General features: G+C 68.8%; 16 protein-coding genes. 11 read left to right on the top strand and 5 right to left on the bottom strand.

Features of this window, described 5'->3' with window-relative positions; translation table 11 throughout:
• Positions 1-31: 31 nt before the first annotated feature.
• Positions 32-1,627, top strand: coding sequence for a cation:proton antiporter family protein (locus AAFO60_RS00540; protein ID WP_347954209.1), 1,596 nt, complete (start codon positions 32-34; stop codon positions 1,625-1,627).
• A 57-nt stretch (positions 1,628-1,684) separates the two neighbouring features.
• On the opposite strand, the gene AAFO60_RS00535 is transcribed toward AAFO60_RS00540, so the two are convergent.
• Positions 1,685-2,071, bottom strand: coding sequence for a type II toxin-antitoxin system death-on-curing family toxin (locus AAFO60_RS00535; RefSeq protein ID WP_347954208.1), 387 nt, complete (start codon positions 2,069-2,071; stop codon positions 1,685-1,687).
• Between the two features lie 394 nt (positions 2,072-2,465).
• On the opposite strand from AAFO60_RS00535, the gene uvrC reads away from it, so the two are divergent.
• From uvrC to ppc, 9 genes are all read left to right on the top strand, one after another.
• The gene (gene uvrC / locus AAFO60_RS00530) at positions 2,466-4,439 is read left to right on the top strand and encodes an excinuclease ABC subunit UvrC (protein WP_347954207.1); all 1,974 of its coding nucleotides are present in this window, start codon (positions 2,466-2,468) and stop codon (positions 4,437-4,439) included.
• 41 nt (positions 4,440-4,480) lie between these two features.
• A complete protein-coding gene (rapZ, locus tag AAFO60_RS00525) occupies positions 4,481-5,332 on the top strand; it encodes an RNase adapter RapZ (RefSeq protein WP_424326677.1) in 852 nt (283 codons plus the stop codon).
• Positions 5,329-6,336, top strand: a complete 1,008-nt coding sequence (locus AAFO60_RS00520) for a gluconeogenesis factor YvcK family protein (RefSeq protein ID WP_347954205.1) — start codon at positions 5,329-5,331, stop codon at positions 6,334-6,336. The genes rapZ and AAFO60_RS00520 overlap by 4 nt, the downstream gene beginning before the upstream one ends.
• A 53-nt stretch (positions 6,337-6,389) precedes the next feature.
• Complete coding sequence (gene whiA, locus AAFO60_RS00515; protein WP_347954204.1) at positions 6,390-7,391, top strand: DNA-binding protein WhiA; 1,002 nt, start codon at positions 6,390-6,392, stop codon at positions 7,389-7,391.
• Positions 7,392-7,502: 111 nt separating this feature from the next.
• Positions 7,503-8,522 carry a type I glyceraldehyde-3-phosphate dehydrogenase gene (gap, locus tag AAFO60_RS00510; protein ID WP_347954203.1) on the top strand — a complete coding sequence of 340 codons (1,020 nt, stop codon included), beginning with the start codon at positions 7,503-7,505 and terminating at the stop codon, positions 8,520-8,522.
• Between the two features lie 5 nt (positions 8,523-8,527).
• Positions 8,528-9,748: a phosphoglycerate kinase gene (locus AAFO60_RS00505; RefSeq protein ID WP_347954202.1), complete on the top strand. Its 1,221-nt coding sequence runs from the start codon at positions 8,528-8,530 to the stop codon at positions 9,746-9,748.
• Complete coding sequence (tpiA, locus tag AAFO60_RS00500; protein ID WP_347954201.1) at positions 9,745-10,530, top strand: triose-phosphate isomerase; 786 nt, start codon at positions 9,745-9,747, stop codon at positions 10,528-10,530. Before AAFO60_RS00505 ends, tpiA begins: the two co-directional genes overlap by 4 nt.
• Positions 10,531-10,628: 98 nt before the next feature.
• The gene (gene secG, locus AAFO60_RS00495) at positions 10,629-10,862 is read left to right on the top strand and encodes a preprotein translocase subunit SecG (protein WP_347954200.1); all 234 of its coding nucleotides are present in this window, start codon (positions 10,629-10,631) and stop codon (positions 10,860-10,862) included.
• 99 nt (positions 10,863-10,961) lie between these two features.
• Positions 10,962-13,814, top strand: coding sequence for a phosphoenolpyruvate carboxylase (gene ppc, locus AAFO60_RS00490; protein ID WP_347954199.1), 2,853 nt, complete (start codon positions 10,962-10,964; stop codon positions 13,812-13,814).
• A 12-nt stretch (positions 13,815-13,826) separates the two neighbouring features.
• Here the strand turns inward: ppc and ehuA are convergent, their stop codons facing one another.
• The 4 genes from ehuA to ehuB all read right to left on the bottom strand — a co-directional run bounded on the left by ehuA (position 13,827) and on the right by ehuB (position 16,950).
• Entirely contained in the window at positions 13,827-14,582 is a 756-nt protein-coding gene (gene ehuA / locus AAFO60_RS00485; RefSeq protein ID WP_347954198.1) for an ectoine/hydroxyectoine ABC transporter ATP-binding protein EhuA, read from the bottom strand.
• 61 nt (positions 14,583-14,643) lie between these two features.
• A complete protein-coding gene (gene ehuD, locus AAFO60_RS00480; protein ID WP_347954197.1) occupies positions 14,644-15,285 on the bottom strand; it encodes an ectoine/hydroxyectoine ABC transporter permease subunit EhuD in 642 nt (213 codons plus the stop codon).
• On the bottom strand, positions 15,282-16,013 hold the full coding sequence (gene ehuC, locus AAFO60_RS00475) for an ectoine/hydroxyectoine ABC transporter permease subunit EhuC (RefSeq protein ID WP_347954196.1): 732 nt from the start codon (positions 16,011-16,013) through the stop codon (positions 15,282-15,284). The genes ehuD and ehuC overlap by 4 nt, the downstream gene beginning before the upstream one ends.
• Before the next feature lie 16 nt (positions 16,014-16,029).
• A complete protein-coding gene (ehuB, locus tag AAFO60_RS00470) occupies positions 16,030-16,950 on the bottom strand; it encodes an ectoine/hydroxyectoine ABC transporter substrate-binding protein EhuB (protein ID WP_347954195.1) in 921 nt (306 codons plus the stop codon).
• Between the two features lie 293 nt (positions 16,951-17,243).
• On the opposite strand from ehuB, the gene AAFO60_RS00465 reads away from it, so the two are divergent.
• The gene (locus AAFO60_RS00465) at positions 17,244-18,446 is read left to right on the top strand and encodes a CaiB/BaiF CoA transferase family protein (RefSeq protein ID WP_347954194.1); all 1,203 of its coding nucleotides are present in this window, start codon (positions 17,244-17,246) and stop codon (positions 18,444-18,446) included.
• The last annotated feature ends 499 nt before the right edge of the window (positions 18,447-18,945 follow it).

Below are 18,945 nucleotides of genomic sequence, written 5' to 3'. Positions count from 1 at the left end.
GCGGTCCGCGGCCCAGGGCATGATCGGGGTCATGGAGCTCGTCGCAACCTACCTGGGCGTTGTCTTCGCCGGCGGCCTGGTGGCGCGGCTGATCAGAATGCCGCCGCTGATCGGGTTCCTGGCCGCCGGATTCGTCCTCAATGCGATCGGCGTGGAGCATCTGGCCGGCCTGGACGTGATGGCCGAGCTGGGCGTCACGCTCATGCTGTTCGCGATCGGGCTCCGGCTCGATCTCAAGAGCCTGGCGAAGAAGGAGGTCTGGCTCAACGCGGGCGCCCACATGCTGGTCATGACGATCGTCGGCGTCGGCTTCCTGGCCGGGATCAGCGCGCTCGGCGCGTTCGGGCCCGAACCCTTCCGGGTGCTGGTCGCGATGAGCTTCGTCCTCTCGTTCTCCAGCACCATCGTGGTGGTCAAGATCCTGCAGGACCGCGGCGACGATCAAGCCCTGTACGGCCGCATCTCCATCGGCGTGCTGGTGATGCAGGACATCGCCGCGGTGGTCCTGATCTCGATCTCTCGCGGCGAGCCGCCCAGCCTGTGGTCGATCGGGCTGGTTGTCGCGGTGCCCGCCCTGGCGTGGGCCACCAAGTACTGGTATCGGATCGGCCACGGCGAGATGACCGCGCTGTTCGGCATCGTGATGGCGCTGATCCCCGGTTATCTGCTGTTCACCTGGCTCGGCCTGTCGGGCAGTCTGGGCGCGCTGATCATGGGTTTGATCCTCGCGCCGCGACCGGGGTCGGACGAGCTGTCGCGGACGCTGTTCACGGTCAAGGAACTGCTCCTGGTCGGCTTCTTTGTCACGATCGGCTTCCACGGCCTCCCGTCGTGGCAGAACGTCGTCGTCGGACTGGCCCTGCTCGCGCTGCTGCCCGTCCAGGGCGTCTTCTACTGGCTGCTGCTGTGGATGCTCGGGATGCGCAACCGCACCGCGCTGCTTGCCGGACTGCTGCTGGCGAACTACTCCGAGTTCGCGCTGATCATCGCCGAGATGGGCGCCCTGGACGGCTGGTTGTCGGAGGACTGGCTGCTGTCGCTGGTGATCGCGGTCGCGGGCAGCTTCGTCATCGCCGCACTGATCAATCCGACCGGCGTGTCGGGGGTGTCGAAGTTCGCCAAACGGCTGCCGGCACGACCACCGGACAAGATCCACCCCGAGGACCGGCCGATCGACGTCGGCGACGCGCAGGCGATCGTCCTCGGCATGGGCCGCGTCGGTTCGGCCGCCTACGCGCAGCTGGTCGGCGAGTACGGCCTGCGCGTGCTCGGCGTGGAGCACGACCCCAACCGGGTGCGGCAGCTGCTCAAGCAGGGCGTCAACGTCATCGAGGGCGACGCCACCGACTACGACTTCTGGACCCGCGCGGTGGGTGCCGGCCAGACCAAGATGATCGTGCTGGCCATGCCCGCGCAGTACGCCAACGTGGAGGCGTTGCGCGAACTGCGCCGGATCGGCGACGGCGGCGCCACCGTCGCCTCGGTGGCCCTGTACCGCGAAGACGTCAAGGAGCTCGAGGAGCTGGGCCTCGACGTGGTCATCCACCTGTACGAGGGCGCCGGTGAGGCCCTCGCCGACCGGACCGTGCAGGCCCGGGCAGCCAAGAGCCTCGACGACAGCGAGTGACGGGGAGCGTTGCTGCGGGGTCAGGCCTCGTTCTCTCCCGGAAGCGTTCCCACGCGGCTACGGAGCCGGTGCGGTGAATCCGTCTCGGAGGCGCTGGGCGAGCCGATCCACGTCGAGGTGAGCGGAACTGGCCTCGATGATCAGGTCGTACGCCGCGTCGTCGCCGAGGGTCCACGTCCGGCGGTCGTTGCGGAAGTAGAGGAGGCGGATCGCGATCCAGGCACATCTCTTGTCGCCGTCGACGAGGGCGTGATTGCGGCACAGTGAGTCCAGGAGGGCGGCGGCCTTGAGGTCGATCGAGGCGTACTGCTCCTCCCCGAACAAGGTGATCATCGGCCGAGTGATGCTGCTCTGTAGCAGCCCTGCGTCGCGAATCTCGGGATCAGCGCCGTAAATCGTGCGGTAGACGAGGAAGACGTCGGCGATTCGCGGCGTCCAGATCACTGCACGTTCCCCAGCCGATCCAAGAGGGCCTTGTCGTTGCTGACGATGTCGTTGACTGCGTCGTCCATGGAGTGCAGGCGCTGCTCGCGAAGGCCGCGCTGGACCTGTTCGGTGACGGACTGGCTGACCTGACCCTTAGGGCATGGCCGAGCGTAGTTCGTCGGCGATGTCGTCGAGTCGTCCGCGCATGGATCTCGACACCGGCTCCGCTTCGCTCCGCCGGGCTCGATCAGCCTGTGGGGCGGCCCGCGGTGAGGCTCAGGGATGCGATCAACCTGCGGGGCGGCCCGCGGTGAGGCTCCGGGATGCGATCAACCTGCGGGGTGGCCCGCGGTGAGGTCTCGGGGGTGCTCAGCGCGGCCCGGGTAATGGTCCTGCGACTAACCTGGTGTCCGTGGCTGATCCGTCGACTTACCGCCCCGCCTCGGGCACCATTCCCACCGATCCCGGCGTCTACAAGTTCCGGGATCAGCATGGGCGGGTCATCTATGTCGGCAAGGCCAAGAGTCTGCGGCAGCGCCTCACGTCGTACTTCGCCGACCTGACCACCCTGCATCCGCGGACCCGGCAGATGGTGACCACCGCCGCCTCGGTGGAGTGGACGGTCGTCGGCACCGAGGTGGAGGCGCTGCAGCTCGAATACAACTGGATCAAGGAGTTCGACCCGCGGTTCAACGTCCGCTACCGCGACGACAAGACCTACCCGATGCTCGCGGTGACGCTCAACGAGGAGTACCCGCGCGTGTTCGTCTACCGCGGTCCACGCCGACCGGGCGTGCGGTACTTCGGGCCCTACTCGCACGCCTGGGCCATCCGCGAGACGGTCGACCTCCTGACCCGCGTCTTCGGGGTCCGCACGTGCTCGAAGGGCGTCTTCCGGCGCAGCGAGCAGATGGGCCGCCCGTGCCTGCTCGGCTACATCGACAAGTGCTCGGCGCCGTGTGTCGGGCGCGTGTCGGCGGCCGAGCACCGGCAGATCGTCGGCGACTTCTGCGACTTCCTCTCCGGCAAGACCGACGGACTCATCCGCCGACTCGAACGGGAGATGACGCAGGCCGCCGAAGAACTCGACTTCGAACGGGCCGCGCGCCTGCGCGACGACGTCTCCGCACTGCGCCGCGCCATGGAGAAGCAGGCGGTGGTCCTCGGCAGCGGCACCGACGCCGACGTGATCGCCATGGTCGGCGACGAACTCGAAGCGTCGGTCAAGATCTTCCATGTGCGCGACGGACGCGTCCGCGGCGAACGCGGCTGGGTGGTCGAGATCCAGGAGAACGCGAGCCTGGCCGACCAGGTCGGCACCTTCCTGACCCAGTTCTACGGCGCCGAATCGGAGATGAGCTCGGGGATCCCGCGCGAGGTGCTGGTGCCCGCCCTGCCCGACGACGCGCCGCAGGTCGAACAGTGGCTCACCCAGCGGCGCGGCGCGCACGTGAGCCTGCGGGTGCCGCAACGCGGGGACAAGCGGACGCTGATGACGACCGTCGAACTCAACGCCACCGAGGCCCTGGCCCGGCACAAGCTGGCCCGCGCGGGCGACCTCACCACCCGCTCGGCGGCCCTCACCGAACTGCAGGAGGCCCTCGGCCTGGACGTGGCACCCCTGCGCATCGAGTGCATCGACATCTCGCACGTGCAGGGCACCGACGTCGTCGCCTCGATGGTCGTCTTCGAAGACGGCCTGGCCCGCAAGTCCGATTATCGGCACTACGCCATCAAGGAGGCCGCCGGCGACGGCCACTCCGACGACGTCGCGTCCATCGCCGAGGTGACCCGCCGCCGCTTCGCGCGCTACCACGAGGGCGCCGTGGTGCCACCGCCGGAGAACTCCGGCGAAGTCGAGGCGGACGACGAGCGCGCCTCGCGGAAGGCCAAACGGTTCGCCTACCCGCCCAACCTGTTCGTCGTCGACGGCGGCGCCCCGCAGGCGCACGCGGCGGCGAGCGTGCTCGACGAACTGGGCGTCGCCGACGTCGCGGTGGTGGGTCTGGCGAAACGACTGGAAGAGGTGTGGATTCCGGGTGATGATGAGCCGGTGATCCTGCCACGCAACAGCGAAGCGCTGTTCCTGCTGCAGCGGGTGCGCGACGAGGCCCACCGGTTCGCGATCACCTTCCACCGCAGCAAACGGAGCAAGCGGATGACCGCGTCGGCGCTCGACGGCATCGCCGGGCTCGGCGCCTCCCGCCGCACCGCACTCGTGACGCACTTCGGGTCGGTCGCCAACCTCAAACGCGCGGCCGTCGACGAGATCGCCGAGGTGAAGGGGATAGGTCCGGCGACCGCACAGGCCGTCTACGACGCCCTGCGGGCCGACACGGCAGGTCCCGACACGCAGCTCTCCGAGACGAAGGAACAGGTAAGTTGACTGAACCGGACAACCGCACTACGGTGCTGTTCGTCACCGGCATGTCCGGTGCCGGACGCACCTCGGTGGCCAATGTGCTCGAAGACGACGGCTGGTACGTCAGCGACAACGTGCCGATCTCGCTGATCGCACAGCTGGTCGAGATGGTGCGCACCAGCGAGGTCGGCGCCCAGCGCATTGCGATGGTGGTCCGCGGCGGTCACCCCTCGTTCGCCTCCGCGATGGCGACTCTGCGCCGCGACCTGGAGGACGGCGGCGCCAGCACCTCGATGATGTTCGTCGACGCCTCCGACGACGTGCTGGTCCGACGCTTCGAGCAGGTGCGTCGCAGGCATCCGCTGCAGGGCACCGGCACGTTGAGCGAGGGGATCGCCGCCGAGCGAGCGATCACCGCACCGGTCGCCGAGGCGGCCGACACCGTCATCGACACCTCCAACCTCAGCGCGACGCGTCTGCGGTCGATCGTCGAGAACGTCTTCCCGCACGTGGCCGGCCGTCGACTGTCGATCGCGGTGCAGTCCTTCGGCTTCAAGTACGGGCTGCCGATCGACTGCGACCTGGTCGCCGACGTCCGCTTCCTGCCCAACCCGTACTGGATTCCCGAACTGCGTGAGCACAACGGTCGTGCCCCGCAGGTCCGCGACTACGTCCTGGGACAGGACGACGCCGCGGAGTTCCTCGACCGATACGTGGAGCTGGTCGGCATCGTCGGACGCGGCTACCTGCGAGAAGGCAAGGGATACATGACACTCGGGGTCGGCTGCACCGGCGGAAAGCACCGGAGCGTGGCGATGTCCGAAGAGCTCGCGCGCCGGCTCGGTGAGATCGTCGACGACGACGGGCACCGCCTGTACGACGTCGAAGTGACCCACCGCGATCTGGGCCGCGAATGATGCGCATCGACGGGCTGTCGGCGGTCGCGCTCGGCGGCGGACACGGGCTGTTCAACACGCTGACCGCGCTGCGGTACCTGACCCCGGAGGTGACCGCCGTGGTGACCGTCGCCGACGACGGCGGCTCCTCCGGTCGGCTGCGCGCCGAGCTCGGCCTGATCCCGCCCGGCGACCTGCGGATGGCGATCGCGGCGCTGATGGCGGCGCCCGCGGCGCTCGAGGACCGGCGGAGGGTCGACCCGCGCTCGGCCGACCGGCATGAGCGGTGGGCGCGATTCCTCCAGCACCGGCTCGGCGGCTACGGCGCGCTCGCCGGCCACCCGATCGGGAATCTGCTGCTCAGCGGCCTCAACGAGGTCACCGACGACGTCGTCGAGGCCCTCGACGACATGATCGACCTGTTCGACGTCGACGGCCGAGTCCTGCCGATGACCGAGGTGCCGCTGGTCATCGAGGCGGACGTGACCGGGCTGGAATCGGACCCGCGGGTGAGCCGGGTGATCCGCGGACAGGTCGCCGTCGCGACCACGCCGGGCAAGCCGCGCCGGGTCCGCCTCATCCCGGAGGACCCCGACCCGTGCCCGGCCGCCACCGAGGCGATCCTGGCCGCCGACGTCGTCACCCTCGGACCCGGCTCCTGGTTCTCCAGCGTGATTCCGCACGTGCTGGTCCCCGGGCAGCTCGACGCGCTCCGCGAGACCGCGGCGCGCAAGATGCTGTTCGTGAATCTGGCCGCAGAACCGGGGGAGACCACCGGTTTCTCGGTGGAGCGGCACCTGCACGTGCTGCACGCGCACGCGCCGACCCTGCGCGTCGACGACGTCGTCGTCGACGCCGCCTCGGTGCCGGCCGGCCTCGAACGCGAGCATCTGGAACGCGCCGCCGGCCGGTTCGGCGCGCAGCTGCGCGTGGCCGACCTCGCCGTGCCGGGAACGGCCGTTCACGACCCGCTGCGGACGGCGTCGACCGTGGTCGGACTCCTCGGCGGCCGTGACCGCCGGTAAGCTGACACCAGCAAATTTCTGGGGGAAATCCAGGGGACAGGAGGCTTCTCACCGTGGCTATGACAGGGGCGGTCAAGGACGAGTTGAGTCGGTTGGCGGTGACACAGATCAGCTGCCGCAAAGCGGAGGTGTCGGCGCTGCTTCGATTCGCCGGCGGCCTGCAGATCGTCTCGGGCCGCGTCGTTGTGGAAGCCGAAGTCGATCTCGGCAACGTCGCCCGACGGCTCAAGTACGAGATCCACGGGCTCTTCGGCTACCAGGCCGAGGTGCACGTGCTGCGCTCGGGTCCCGGCTCGGGATCGGGCCAGGTGCGCAAGAGCGCGCGGTACATCGTGCGCGTCACCAAGGACGGTGCGGCCCTGGCGCGCCAGACCGGACTGCTCGACCTGCGGGGGCGCCCGGTGCGCGGGCTGCCCACCCAGGTGGTCGGCGGCAGCATCGGCGACGCCGAGGCCGCCTGGCGCGGGGCCTTCCTGGCGCACGGTTCGCTGACCGAACCGGGCCGCTCGTCGTCCCTGGAGGTCAGCTGCCCGGGGCCGGAGGCGGCCCTCGCCCTCGTCGGTGCCGCCCGGCGGCTCGGGATCGCCGCGAAGGCGCGCGACGTGCGCGGCAGCGACCGCGTCGTCATCCGCGACGGGGAGGCGATCGGCGCGCTGCTGACCCGGATGGGTGCGCACGACACCCGCCTGGTGTGGGAGGAGCGCCGGATGCGCCGCGAGGTGCGGGCGACCGCCAACCGGCTCGCGAACTTCGACGACGCCAACCTGCGGCGGTCCGCGCGCGCCGCGGTCGCCGCCGCCGCCCGCGTCGAACGCGCCCTGGAGATCCTCGGCGACGACGTGCCCGACCACCTGATCGCCGCCGGGCGCCTGCGCGTGGAGCATCGGCAGGCCTCGCTGGAGGAGCTCGGCCAGCTGGCCGATCCGCCGATGACCAAGGACGCGGTGGCCGGGCGGATCCGGCGGCTCCTGTCGATGGCCGACAAGCGGGCCCGCGCCGACGGGATGCCCGACACCGAGTCGGCGGTCACGACGGACCTGCTCGACGACGTCTGACACAGGTCACATGCGACCTTCCGGTGACCTCGCGGACCCGGGCCATTAGGCTGGTGGGAGCGGGCCGGTAGCGAACCGCCGGCTCATCACTCACCGCTTAAGGAGCAACTTGTGACTGTTCGGGTAGGCGTCAACGGCTTCGGCCGCATCGGCCGCAACTTCTTCCGCGCCGTCGAGGCGCAGAAGGCGCTCGGAACCACCGACATCGAGATCGTCGCCGTCAACGACCTGACGGACAACGCCACGCTGGCTCACCTGCTGAAGTTCGACAGCATCCTGGGCCGTCTGCCCCAGGACGTTCGCCTGGAGGGCGACGACACCATCGTCGTCGGCGACATCAAGATCAAGGCGCTCGAGGTCAAGGAAGGCCCGGCGGCGCTCCCGTGGGGCGACCTGGGCGTCGACGTCGTCGTCGAGTCCACCGGCATCTTCACCGCTCGCGCCAAGGCCCAGGGCCACCTGGACGCCGGCGCCAAGAAGGTCATCATCTCCGCTCCGGCGTCGGATGAGGACATCACCATCGTGATGGGCGTCAACGACGACAAGTACGACGGCAGCCAGAACATCATCTCGAACGCCTCGTGCACCACCAACTGCCTCGGCCCGATGGCCAAGGTGCTGAACGACGAGTTCGGCATCGAAAAGGGTCTGATGACCACCATCCACGCCTACACCCAGGACCAGAACCTGCAGGACGGCCCGCACAAGGACCTGCGTCGCGCCCGCGCCGCCGCCGTCAACATCGTTCCGACCGGCACCGGTGCGGCCAAGGCCATCGGCCTGGTCCTGCCCGAGCTGCTCGGCAAGCTCGACGGTTACGCCCTGCGTGTGCCGATCCCCACCGGCTCGGTCACCGACCTCACCTCGGAGCTCAAGAAGTCGGCCAGCGCCGCGGACATCAACGCCGCGTTCCAGGCCGCCGCCGAGGGCCCGCTCAAGGGCATCATGAAGTACTACGACGCGCCGATCGTCTCCAGCGACATCGTCACCGATCCGCACTCGTCGCTGATCGACGCCGGCCTGACCAAGGTCATCGGCAACCAGGCCAAGACCATCTCCTGGTACGACAACGAGTGGGGCTACTCGAACCGCCTCGTCGACCTCATCGGCCTCGTCGGGAAGTCGCTGTAGGAACCATGTCAGTTCGCACTCTGGAAGACCTTCTGGCCGAAGGAGTCTCGGGCCGCGGTGTGCTGGTCCGGTCCGATCTCAACGTCCCGCTCGACGGCGGCGAGATCACCGACCCGGGTCGGATCGTCGCTTCGGCGCCGACCATCGCGAAGCTGGTGGACGCCGGTGCCAAGGTCATCGTCACCGCCCATCTGGGTCGTCCCAAGGGCGAGCCGGATCCGGCGCTGTCGTTGGCGCCGGTCGCCGCGCGGCTGTCGGAGGAGCTGGGCCGCAACGTCCAGCTCGCCGGCGACGTCGTCGGGTCCGACGCCCTGGCCCGCGCCGAGGGATTGACCGACGGTGATGTCCTCCTGCTGGAGAACATCCGCTTCGATCCGCGTGAGACCAGCAAGGACGACGCCGAGCGGGCCCAGCTCGCCGCGGCGATCGTCGAGCTGGTCGGCGACGACGGCGCCTTCGTCTCCGACGGCTTCGGCGTCGTCCACCGCAAGCAGGCGTCGGTCTACGACGTCGCCAAGCTGCTCCCGTCGTACGCGGGCGACCTGGTCGCGACCGAGGTGGAGGTGCTGCGCAAGCTCAGCAGCTCCGACGCCGAGCGTCCGTACGCCGTCGTGCTGGGCGGTTCGAAGGTCTCCGACAAGCTCGGTGTCATCGAAGCCCTCGCACCCAAGGTCGACACGCTGGTGATCGGCGGCGGCATGGCGTTCACGTTCATCAAGGCGCAGGGAAGCCCGGTCGGCGATTCGCTGATGCAGGAAGACATGATCGACACCTGCAAGGGTCTGCTCGACAAGTACGGCGACGTGATCCACCTGCCGCACGACATCGTCGTCGCCGACAAGTTCGCGGCCGACGCCGAGACGTCCATCGCCACCACCGCCGACGGCTTCGAGTCGGGCATGGGCCTGGACATCGGTCCGGGCACGGTGGAGCGGTTCGCCACCGTCCTGCGCGGTGCCAAGACGATCTTCTGGAACGGCCCGTCGGGCGTGTTCGAGTTCGAGAAGTTCGCCGAGGGCACCCGCGGCGTGGCCGAGGCGATCGTCGAAGCCACCCGGGGCGGCGCGTACAGCGTCGTCGGCGGCGGCGACTCGGCGGCCGCGGTCCGCGCGCTGGGCATCCCGGACGAGGCGTTCTCGCACATCTCGACCGGCGGCGGCGCCTCGCTGGAGTACCTGGAGGGCAAGCAGCTCCCGGGTCTGACCGTCCTGGAGGTCGTCGAATGAGCCGCAAGCCGCTCATCGCGGGCAACTGGAAGATGAATCTGAACCACTACGAGGCCATCGCGCTGGTTCAGAAGATCGCCTTCGCCCTGCCGGAGAAGTACTTCGACAAGGTCGACGTGACGGTGATTCCGCCGTTCACCGACATCCGCAGCGTGCAGACCATCGTCGACGGCGACAAGCTGCTGCTCACCTACGGTGCGCAGGACCTGTCGCAGCACGACTCGGGCGCATACACGGGCGAGATCAGCGGAGCCTTCCTGGCGAAGCTGGGCTGCACCTACGTCGTCGTCGGGCACTCGGAGCGTCGCACCCTGCACGGGGAGAGCAACGAGACCGTCCTGGCGAAGACGAAGGCGGCACTGCGTCACGAGCTGACGCCGATCGTCTGCATCGGCGAAGGCCTCGAGGTCCGTGAGGCCGGCGAGCACGTGGCCTACAACGTCGAGCAGATCAAGGCGTCCCTGGCGGGCCTGTCGACGGCGGAGATCGCGAAGACCGTCGTCGCCTACGAGCCGGTCTGGGCCATCGGCACCGGCCGCGTCGCCAGTGCCGCCGACGCCCAGGAGGTCTGCGCAGCGGTGCGCGCCGCGGTCGCGGAGCTGTCCGATCAGGCCACCGCCGACGCCGTGCGCGTCCTGTACGGCGGCTCGGTCAACGCCAAGAACGTCGGCGAGATCGTCTCGCAGAACGACGTCGACGGCGCCCTGGTGGGCGGTGCCTCGTTGAAGGCGGACGAGTTCGCTCAGCTGTCGGCCATCGCGGCCGGCGGGCCGCTGCTGTAGGGCCGAACACCCATCGAGTAGACTGTGGCAGGTTGCGTCCGAGAAGGTCGCGACCTGCCACAGCCATCTTCTGCTACGACGAACGGGACCATCGACTCGTGACTATCGCGCTCAACATCGGCTTGATCATCACCAGCGTGCTGCTGATCGTTCTGGTTCTGCTGCATCGCGCCAAGGGTGGTGGCCTGTCCTCGCTGTTCGGCGGCGGCGTCCAGTCCAGCCTCTCCGGCTCGTCGGTCGTCGAGAAGAACCTCGACCGACTGACCGTCTTCGTCGGCATCGTCTGGGTCATCCTCATCGTCGGCGTCGGCCTGGACATCAAGTTCTCCTGATCCCGGGTTCTCCTGAGCCTCGACTTCTGCTGAGCCCCGCGCGTCGGCGGACCCGGACTTCGGGTCCCGTGGATCGACGAGCATCGGTACGTTGGGAGCATGGGTAACCCGCCGCTGACGTCAGAGGCGCTGGCACGCGCCATCGCCACCCCCATGGTCGACCGCATCAGCGTCGACGACACCGGCCGCGCGCTCACCGAGCCGCTGCGCGACGACATCCGATTCCTCGGCGGACTGCTCGGCGACGCCGTCCGCGATCACGCCGGGCAGGACGTCTTCGAGCTCGTCGAGAACTCCCGGCGCGACGCCTTCGGCATCCGTTACAGCGACGTCGGGCGCGACGACCTCGCCGCCCGCTACGTCGACCGACAGACCGGCGAGCTGATGCCGGTGATCCGCGCGTTCACCAACTTCGCATTGCTGGCCAATCTCGCCGAAGACCTGCACCGGGAACGACGACGCCGCATTCATCTGCGCGCCGGCGACCCGCCGCAGGCCTCGTCGCTGACGGCGACCTTCGGCGCGCTGTCGGCCGCTCGGCTCCCGGCGGCGACCGTCGCCGACATGCTGCGCGACGCACAGGTGGTCCCGGTGATCACCGCCCACCCCACCGAGACCCGCCGCCGCAGCGTCTTCGACGCGCAGAATCGGATCACCGAACTGATGCGGACGCGCAGCCGCACCGAGCTGACGCCGGTGGAGGACGCCGCCCTGACCGTCGACATCGCGCGGCAGATCCAGCTGCTGTGGCAGACGGCGCTCATCCGGCTGCGCAAACTCACCATCTCCGACGAGATCAACACCGGCCTGCGCTACTACGACGCCTCCTTCTTCCAGGTGGTGCCCGCGTTGAACAACGATGTGCGACGCGCGCTGACGGCGGCCTACCCGGACGCCGAGTTCGACGAGCTGTCGATGATCTCGATGGGATCGTGGATCGGCGGCGACCGCGACGGCAACCCGTTCGTCACCGGCGAGGTGGTCGCCGAGGCGACCGCGAGCGCGGCGACCGCCGTCGTCGGACATCACCTCGCCGAGTTGGCGGCACTGCATCGCGAACTCAGCCTGTCGGCGCGGCTCATCGGCCCGGTGCCGCCCGAACTGACGGCGCTGGCGGGCGCGCAGGACCTCGATCACACCGGGTTCGACGAGGCGCGCACCGACGAGCCGTTCCGGGCGGCGCTCGACACCGTCCGCTCGCGGGTCGCCGCCCGCGCGGCGGCGACCCTGGGGGAGGACGTGCTGGAGCCGGCCGACCGGCTCCTCGCCGCGGCCGCCGTGCCGTACGCCGACGCCGCCGAGTTCCTCGCCGACCTCGACGTGATCGACGCGAGCCTGCGGGCCGTCGACGACGCCGCGATCGCCGACGACCGGCTGGCCGCGCTGCGAGAAGCGGTGCGCACCTTCGGCTTCCATCTGTCCGGACTCGACCTGCGGCAGAACTCCGAGACCCACGAGCAGGTGGTCGGCGAACTGCTGGCCTGGGCCGGGGTCTGCCCCGACTACCTCGCCCTCGACGAGAACGCCCGCGTCGACCTGCTCGTCGGCGAGCTCACCTCCCGTCGACCGCTCACCTCGCCGGAGGCGCAGCTCAGCGAACTGGCGACCAAGGAGCTCGGCGTCATGCACGCGGCGGCCGCGGCCGTCGAACGCTTCGGTCCCGCGGCGATTCCGAACTACGTGATCAGCATGTGCACGTCGGTCTCCGACATGCTCGAAGCCCTGATCCTGCTCAAGGAGTGCGGCCTCTACGTCATCGACGGCGACGGCCCCCGCTGCCCGGTCCGCGTGGTGCCGCTGTTCGAGACGATCGACGATCTCCGCGGTGGTGCGTCCACGCTGACCGCGACCCTGGCGCTGCCCTTCTACCGGGAGCTGGTCGGTGCCCAGGGCCGATTGCACGAGGTGATGCTCGGCTACTCCGACTCCAACAAGGACGGCGGCTATCTCACCGCCAACTGGGCGCTGTACCGGGCCGAACTCGATCTGGTGGCGGCGGCCCGGGCCGCGGGCGTCCGCCTGCGACTGTTCCACGGTCGCGGCGGCACCGTCGGCCGCGGCGGCGGCCCCAGCTACGACGCGATCCTGGCGCAGCCGCCGGGTGCGGTGCAGGGATCGCTGCGGCTCACCGAGCAGGGGGAGATCATCGCCGCCAAGTACGCGAACCCCGTCAGCGCGCGCCGCAACCTGGAATCGCTGCTCGCGGCGACCATCGAGTCGTCGCTGCTCGACACCGAGGGGCTCGGCGCCGATTCGGAGCGGGCCTACGCGGACTTCGACGAGATCGCCGACCTGGCGCGGGGCGCCTACAGCGAGCTGGTCCACCAGACGCCAGGTTTCGTCGAGTACTTCACCGCGTCGACCCCGCTGTCGGAGATCGGCGCCCTCAACATCGGCAGCCGGCCCACCTCGCGCAAGCAGACCACCGCGATCGCCGACCTGCGGGCGATCCCGTGGGTGCTGTCGTGGACGCAGTGCCGGGTGATGCTGCCCGGCTGGTACGGCGTCGGCAGCGCCTTCGAGCAGTGGATCGGCGACGACGCCGACCGGCTCGCGACCCTGTCGGACTATCACCGCCGCTGGCCCTTCTTCCGGTCGGTGATGTCGAACATGGCGCAGGTCCTCGCCAAATCCGACATGGGGCTGGCGCACCGCTACGCGCAGCTGGTGCCCGACGCCGAGCTGCGCGATCGGGTGTTCTCGATGATCGTCGCCGAGCACGAGCGGACCATCGCGATGCACGCGGCGGTCACCGGCAGCGCCGACCTGCTGGCCGACAACGATGCGCTGAAGCGGTCGGTGCACAACCGCTTCCCATACCTGGAGCCGCTCAACCTGCTGCAGGTGGAACTGCTGCGCCGCTACCGCTCCGGCGACGCCTCGCCGTTGATCAGCCGGGGCATCCAGTTGACGATGAACGGGCTGGCGACCGCACTGCGCAACAGCGGGTAGCGGGCCGAGCCGTCACAGCACGGCCTTGAGGAACTCCTTGGTCCGTTCGTTGCGCGGGTCGCCGAAGATCTGTTCCGGCGGGCCCTCCTCCGCGACGCGGCCGGCGTCGAACATCATCACGCGGTCGGAGACCTCGCGGGCGAACCGCATCTCGTGGGTGACGATCAGCATGGTGATGTCGGCGCTGCTCGCGATCTCGCGGAGCACCGCGAGCACGCCGTCGACGAGCTCCGGATCCAGTGCCGAGGTGACCTCGTCGAGCAGCATCACTCGGGGACTCATCGCGAGGGCGCGAGCGATCGCGACACGCTGCTGCTGACCGCCGGACAACTGGGACGGGTGCGCGGTCTCGCGGTCGGCCAGACCCACCATGTCGAGCAGTTCCCGTGCGCGCTGCACGGCCTCGTCGCGGCTCTGGCCGAGCACGTGGATCGGCGCCTCGGTGACATTGGTCAGCACGTCCATGTTCGGGAACAGGTTGAACTGCTGGAAGACCATCCCGATGCTCTTACGGGCCTGCCGCAGGTGCTTCTCGTTCGCGCGGATCAGCCGATCGCCGCGTCGTCGGTGACTCAACGGCTCACCGTCCACCCAGATCACGCCGTCGGACACCGTCTCCAAGGTCATCAGCAGGCGCAGGATGGTCGTCTTGCCCGAGCCGCTCGGCCCGATCAGTGTCACCTTCTCGCCCCGGTCGACGGTGAAGTCGAGCTCGTCGAGGACCACCTGGTCGCCGAACCTCTTCACCACGTGATCGAAGCGGATCATCTCGGCGGTGCTGCGGTCGGGACTTCCAGTAGGCTCGTGGCTTTCAGCAGGCTCGGGACTTTCAGTAGACAAGGCGTTTCTCCAGTAGGCGGATGAGAACCGAGGTCGGGTAGCTGGCGACGAGGAAGAACGCTCCCGCCAGGGTGAAGGCCTCCAGGTAGGCGAAGTGGGCGGCGCCGTACGTCTGGGCGGCCGTCACCAGCTCGACGACGGTGATCGTGAACAGGTACGGCGTGTCCTTGAACATCGAGACCGCATTGTTGCCGAGCGCGGGCAGCGAGTTGCGCATCACCTGGGGCAGGATCACCGCCCGCCAGATCCGCAGCGGCGGCAGCGAGAGTGCGCGAGCGCCCTCCCACTGTCCCTGCGGGACCTCCTCGATGCCGGCGCGGTACACCTCGGCCATGTAGCTGGAGTAGTGCACGCCGAGGACGGTGACACCGATGGTCAGGGCGGTGAACTGGGGCGCCAGCGCGTACACGAACAGCAGTTGCACGACGATCGGGGTCAGTCGTACGAACTCGGCCGCCGCCTGCACCGGCATCGCCAGCCAGCGCGGCGCCGACCGTCGGATGATCGCGATCAGCAGACCCAGCACCGCGGCGATGAGGAAGCCGATGAACGTGGCCAGCAGGGTGATCTGGAATCCGTCCCACAGGACCGGCAGCGAATCCTGGGCGCGCTGCCAACTCCAATCGATCATCGGAGCGCACCTCCCGCCTCGTTCGGCGTGGCCGGGCGGAAGCTCAAGACCTCGCGCAGGGACGGACCTCGGCCCAGTCGGTGCTTGGCGCGGGCTTCGGCCACATTGATCAGCAGGGTCACCAGATAGGCCAGGACGAGGTAGATCACCAGGCCGATCCCGAACGAGAACAGCGTGTCGCCCGTGGTCTTCTGCAGGTCGACGATGCCCGCCGTGAGGTCCTGCAGGGTGATGAACGAGGCGAACGCGGTGCCCTTGAGCAGGTGGATGAGCAGATTTCCCAGCGACGGGATCATCATCGCCCAGGCCTGCGGGAACACCACGCGGCTCATCCGCTGCCACGGACTGAAGTCGAGGGCGACCGCGGCCTCCACCTGGGCGGCGGGTACCGCGTTCAGCGCCCCTCGCACCACTTCGGCTCCGTAGGCGCCGTAGTTGAGACCGAGGGCGAGGATGCCGCACAGGATCGGGTCGAGCTGGTAGCCGAACAGCGGCAGCACGTAGAACAGCCAGAACAGTTGGACCACCAGCGAGGTGCCGCGGAAGAACTCGATGAGCACCCGCGCGACGAACCGGGCCGGGAGCCATCGGACGCGGACGACGGTGCCGAGCAGCACCGCGAGCGCGAAGGCCAGCAGCCCGCCGCCCGCGGTGAGCTCCAGGGTGACGACGATGCCCCGCCCGAGTGCCGGGAGGGCGTCGACGAAGGCGTTGAAGTTGTGATTCACCTGGCGCGCGGGCCCGTCACTCGGCGTTGCAGAGCTGCTCGGTGGTCAGCGACGGATCGGGGATGTTCTCCTCGGTGAAACCGTACGGACCCAGGATCCTCAGGTACTCGGCCTTGTTGGAGAGGATCTTCTTGACCTCAGCGTTGTACGCGTCGCGCAGGGCGGTGTCCTGCTTGCGGAACACCGTCGCCCCCGCAGGATTCTGCGGTTTGCCGTTGATGACGGCGATGAACGGCTTGGTGACCTCCACGTTCAGTCCGGGCGTGTGGTCCTTGGCGTAGTTCAGCGAGACGGCGGTCAGCGCGAAGACGTCGACGCGCCCGGAGTTGACCGCGTCGATGCCCGACTGCTGGTCCTTGACCAGCACCGGGTTCGGGATGTCGAGCTCGCGGGCGTAGTCGGCCTCGATGGCGCCGGTCATCGCGGCCATCTTGGCGCCGGTGCGCTTGATGGAATCCATGTCGGTCAGCTGCATCGGGTTGCCCGGCTTGACCATCAGCGCGGTCGTGTAATTGATCTCCGGCACGCTGAAGGCGGCCTGTTTGCAGCGTTCGGGCGTGATCGACATGCCTGCGCTGACCAGGTCGTACCGCTTGGCGTTCAGACCCGGGATCAGTCCGCCCCAATCGGTCTTGACACCCTCCAGGTTCGGCACCCCGAGGCGTTTGAAGACCTCCCGGTGCAGGGAGATGGTGCCGCCCGTGACATTGCCGTGATCGTCGAACGAGTAGGGCGCCTCATTCGCGTAGGCGACGGTGACCGTGCCCTTGTCGCGCAACCCCTCGATCGTCGTACTGTCCGCCGAATCAGTCTTGGTGCAGGCGGTCAGCGCGGTCGCGGCCAGTAGGACGGTTGCGGCGGCGGCGACGGCCGCGCGGCCCCGTCGCCGGCGGCGCCGGAGGGGTGTTGCCTGGTGAAAATCGTTCTGTATCAGCATCGTTCCGTATCCATCTCGCCCAAGTTCAATCGTTCAAGTTCTTGACTTTGCAGGGTGGATCGACCGTAACAACGATGGTCGCCGGATCCGTTGGGTTGACGAAGATGGCGCCGAACCCGCTCCTCGGGGCGCCCGCATAGTGGTTCTCGCCTGCGCGTCCGCACTCGTTGCGAGATATCCCATCTGGAATTCGTACATATGAGCGATTCGAATCGTCTCGGTCGGTGACGGCTTCGAGTGCCGATCGTCGGCTCGCGCCGGGACGGCGCCGACGTGGTGACATGATCACCGGTGTGACTGCTGACAAGAACGCGGCCGACCTGCCGCTGTCCGGTGTCCGTGTCGTCGCGGTGGAACAGGCGGTCGCCGCACCGCTGGCCACCCGTCACCTGGCCGACCTCGGTGCCGAGGTGATCAAGGTCGAACGGGTGGGGGAGGGCGACTTCGCCCGGGCCTACGACGACGCCGTCAACGGACTGGGCTCGCACTTCGTCTGGCTCAATCGCGGCAAGAAGTCCGTCGCCGTCGATCTGAAGTCCCCGGAGGGGATCGAGCTGGTGCGCGCCCTGATCGCCGACGCCGACGTCTTCGTCCAGAACCTGGCACCGGGCGCCGCGGAACGTCTCGGACTGTCGGCGCAGGCGCTGCGCGAGCGGGATCCGCGGCTCGTCGTGGTCGACTTGAGCGGCTACGGCACCGCCGGGCCGGGTGCCGAGCGCAAGGCGTACGACATGCTGGTGCAGGCCGAGACAGGCCTGATCTCGCTCACCGGAACGCCCGAGCACGCTGCGAAGACCGGTGTGCCGACCGCCGACATCGCCGCGGGAATGTACGTCGTCACCGCCGTGCTCAGTGCGCTGTTTCGGCGCGAACGCACCGGGGCCGGGGCGTCGATCGACGTGTCGATGTTCGACGCGACGGCCGAGTGGCTCGGGCACCCGATGTACGTCGCCATGTACGCGGGCCGGCAGCTGCCGCGGATGGGTTTGAGCCATGCGGCGATCGTCCCGTACGACGGCTATCGCACCGCCGACGGGCAGATCCTCCTCGGGGTCCAGAACGATCGCGGCTGGGATCTGCTATGCCGCGAGGTGTTCGACGACGCCGACCTGGCCGCAGACCCGCGCTTCGCCACCAATGTGCTGCGAGTGCAGCACCGCGCCGAATGCGACGCCGAGGTCGCGGCTCGTACGGCCGCGGCGACCACCGCCGAACTGGCCGACCGCCTCGCTCGGGTCGGTGTCGCCGCCGCCCAAGTCAACGACATGTTCGGGCTCATCGCGCACCCGCAGCTGACCGAGCGCGACCGCTGGCGCGAGGTCGGCACGCCCGCAGGCCCCATCCGCGCACTGCTCCCGCCGATGACATACGACGACGTCGAACTGGTGATGGGCGAGGTCCCCGCCCTCGGCGCCCACACCGCCGACGTCCTGCGCCGCGTGGGCGTCGACGCCGCCCGCTTCGACGACCTCCGCCGCCGCGGCGTCGTCGAGTAGAGCAGGCCGCGCTCCTCCCAGGGTTGTCGAGCCGTATCGACACGAAGTTGCGGGATCTCGATGCGCGTCCTGCGCTTCGCTTCGGTCGCTTACTCGATCAGCCTGGGGGCGTGGAGTGGGTGAGCGGCGGAGCAGGCTTCTCTTAGGGTTGTCGAGTAGGTGAGGAGTGTTGGCGACGAGCCGTATCGAGACGATGTTGCGGTGGATCTCGATGCGCGTCCTGCGCTTCGCTTCGGTCGCTTACTCGATCAGCCTGGGGGCGGCAGTTGCCCAGGGTTGTCGAGCAGGTGAGCGGCGGAGCAGGCTTCTCTTAGGGTTGTCGAGTAGGTGAGGAGCGCTAGCGACGAGCCGTATCGAGACGATGTTGCGGTGAATCTCGATGCGCGTCCTGCGCTTCGCTTCGGTCGCTTACTCGATCAGCCTGGGGCGTGGAGTGGGTGAGCGGCGGAACAGGCTTCTCTTAGGGTTGTCGAGTAGGTGAGGAGCGCTAGCGACGAGC

Origin of the sequence: Gordonia aichiensis, assembly GCF_039946255.1 — a bacterium.
Taxonomy (GTDB): Bacteria; Actinomycetota; Actinomycetes; order Mycobacteriales; family Mycobacteriaceae; genus Gordonia; species Gordonia aichiensis_A.
Note: the sequence above shows the minus strand (reverse complement) of the source record. Positions and strands in the feature narration are given on the sequence as shown.

Excerpts from the sequence above, each read along its gene's own strand:
- AAFO60_RS00540 (WP_347954209.1), top strand. The coding sequence starts at position 32 with ATGGAGCTCGTCGCAACCTACCTGGGCGTTGTCTTCGCCGGCGGCCTG.
- rapZ (WP_424326677.1), top strand. The coding sequence starts at position 4,481 with ATGTCCGGTGCCGGACGCACCTCGGTGGCCAATGTGCTCGAAGACGAC.
- AAFO60_RS00520 (WP_347954205.1), top strand. The coding sequence starts at position 5,329 with ATGATGCGCATCGACGGGCTGTCGGCGGTCGCGCTCGGCGGCGGACAC.
- AAFO60_RS00505 (WP_347954202.1), top strand. The coding sequence starts at position 8,528 with ATGTCAGTTCGCACTCTGGAAGACCTTCTGGCCGAAGGAGTCTCGGGC.
- tpiA (WP_347954201.1), top strand. The coding sequence starts at position 9,745 with ATGAGCCGCAAGCCGCTCATCGCGGGCAACTGGAAGATGAATCTGAAC.
- ppc (WP_347954199.1), top strand. The coding sequence starts at position 10,962 with ATGGGTAACCCGCCGCTGACGTCAGAGGCGCTGGCACGCGCCATCGCC.
- ehuA (WP_347954198.1), bottom strand. The coding sequence starts at position 14,582 with ATGATCCGCTTCGATCACGTGGTGAAGAGGTTCGGCGACCAGGTGGTC.
- ehuD (WP_347954197.1), bottom strand. The coding sequence starts at position 15,285 with ATGATCGATTGGAGTTGGCAGCGCGCCCAGGATTCGCTGCCGGTCCTG.
- ehuB (WP_347954195.1), bottom strand. The coding sequence starts at position 16,950 with ATGCTGATACAGAACGATTTTCACCAGGCAACACCCCTCCGGCGCCGC.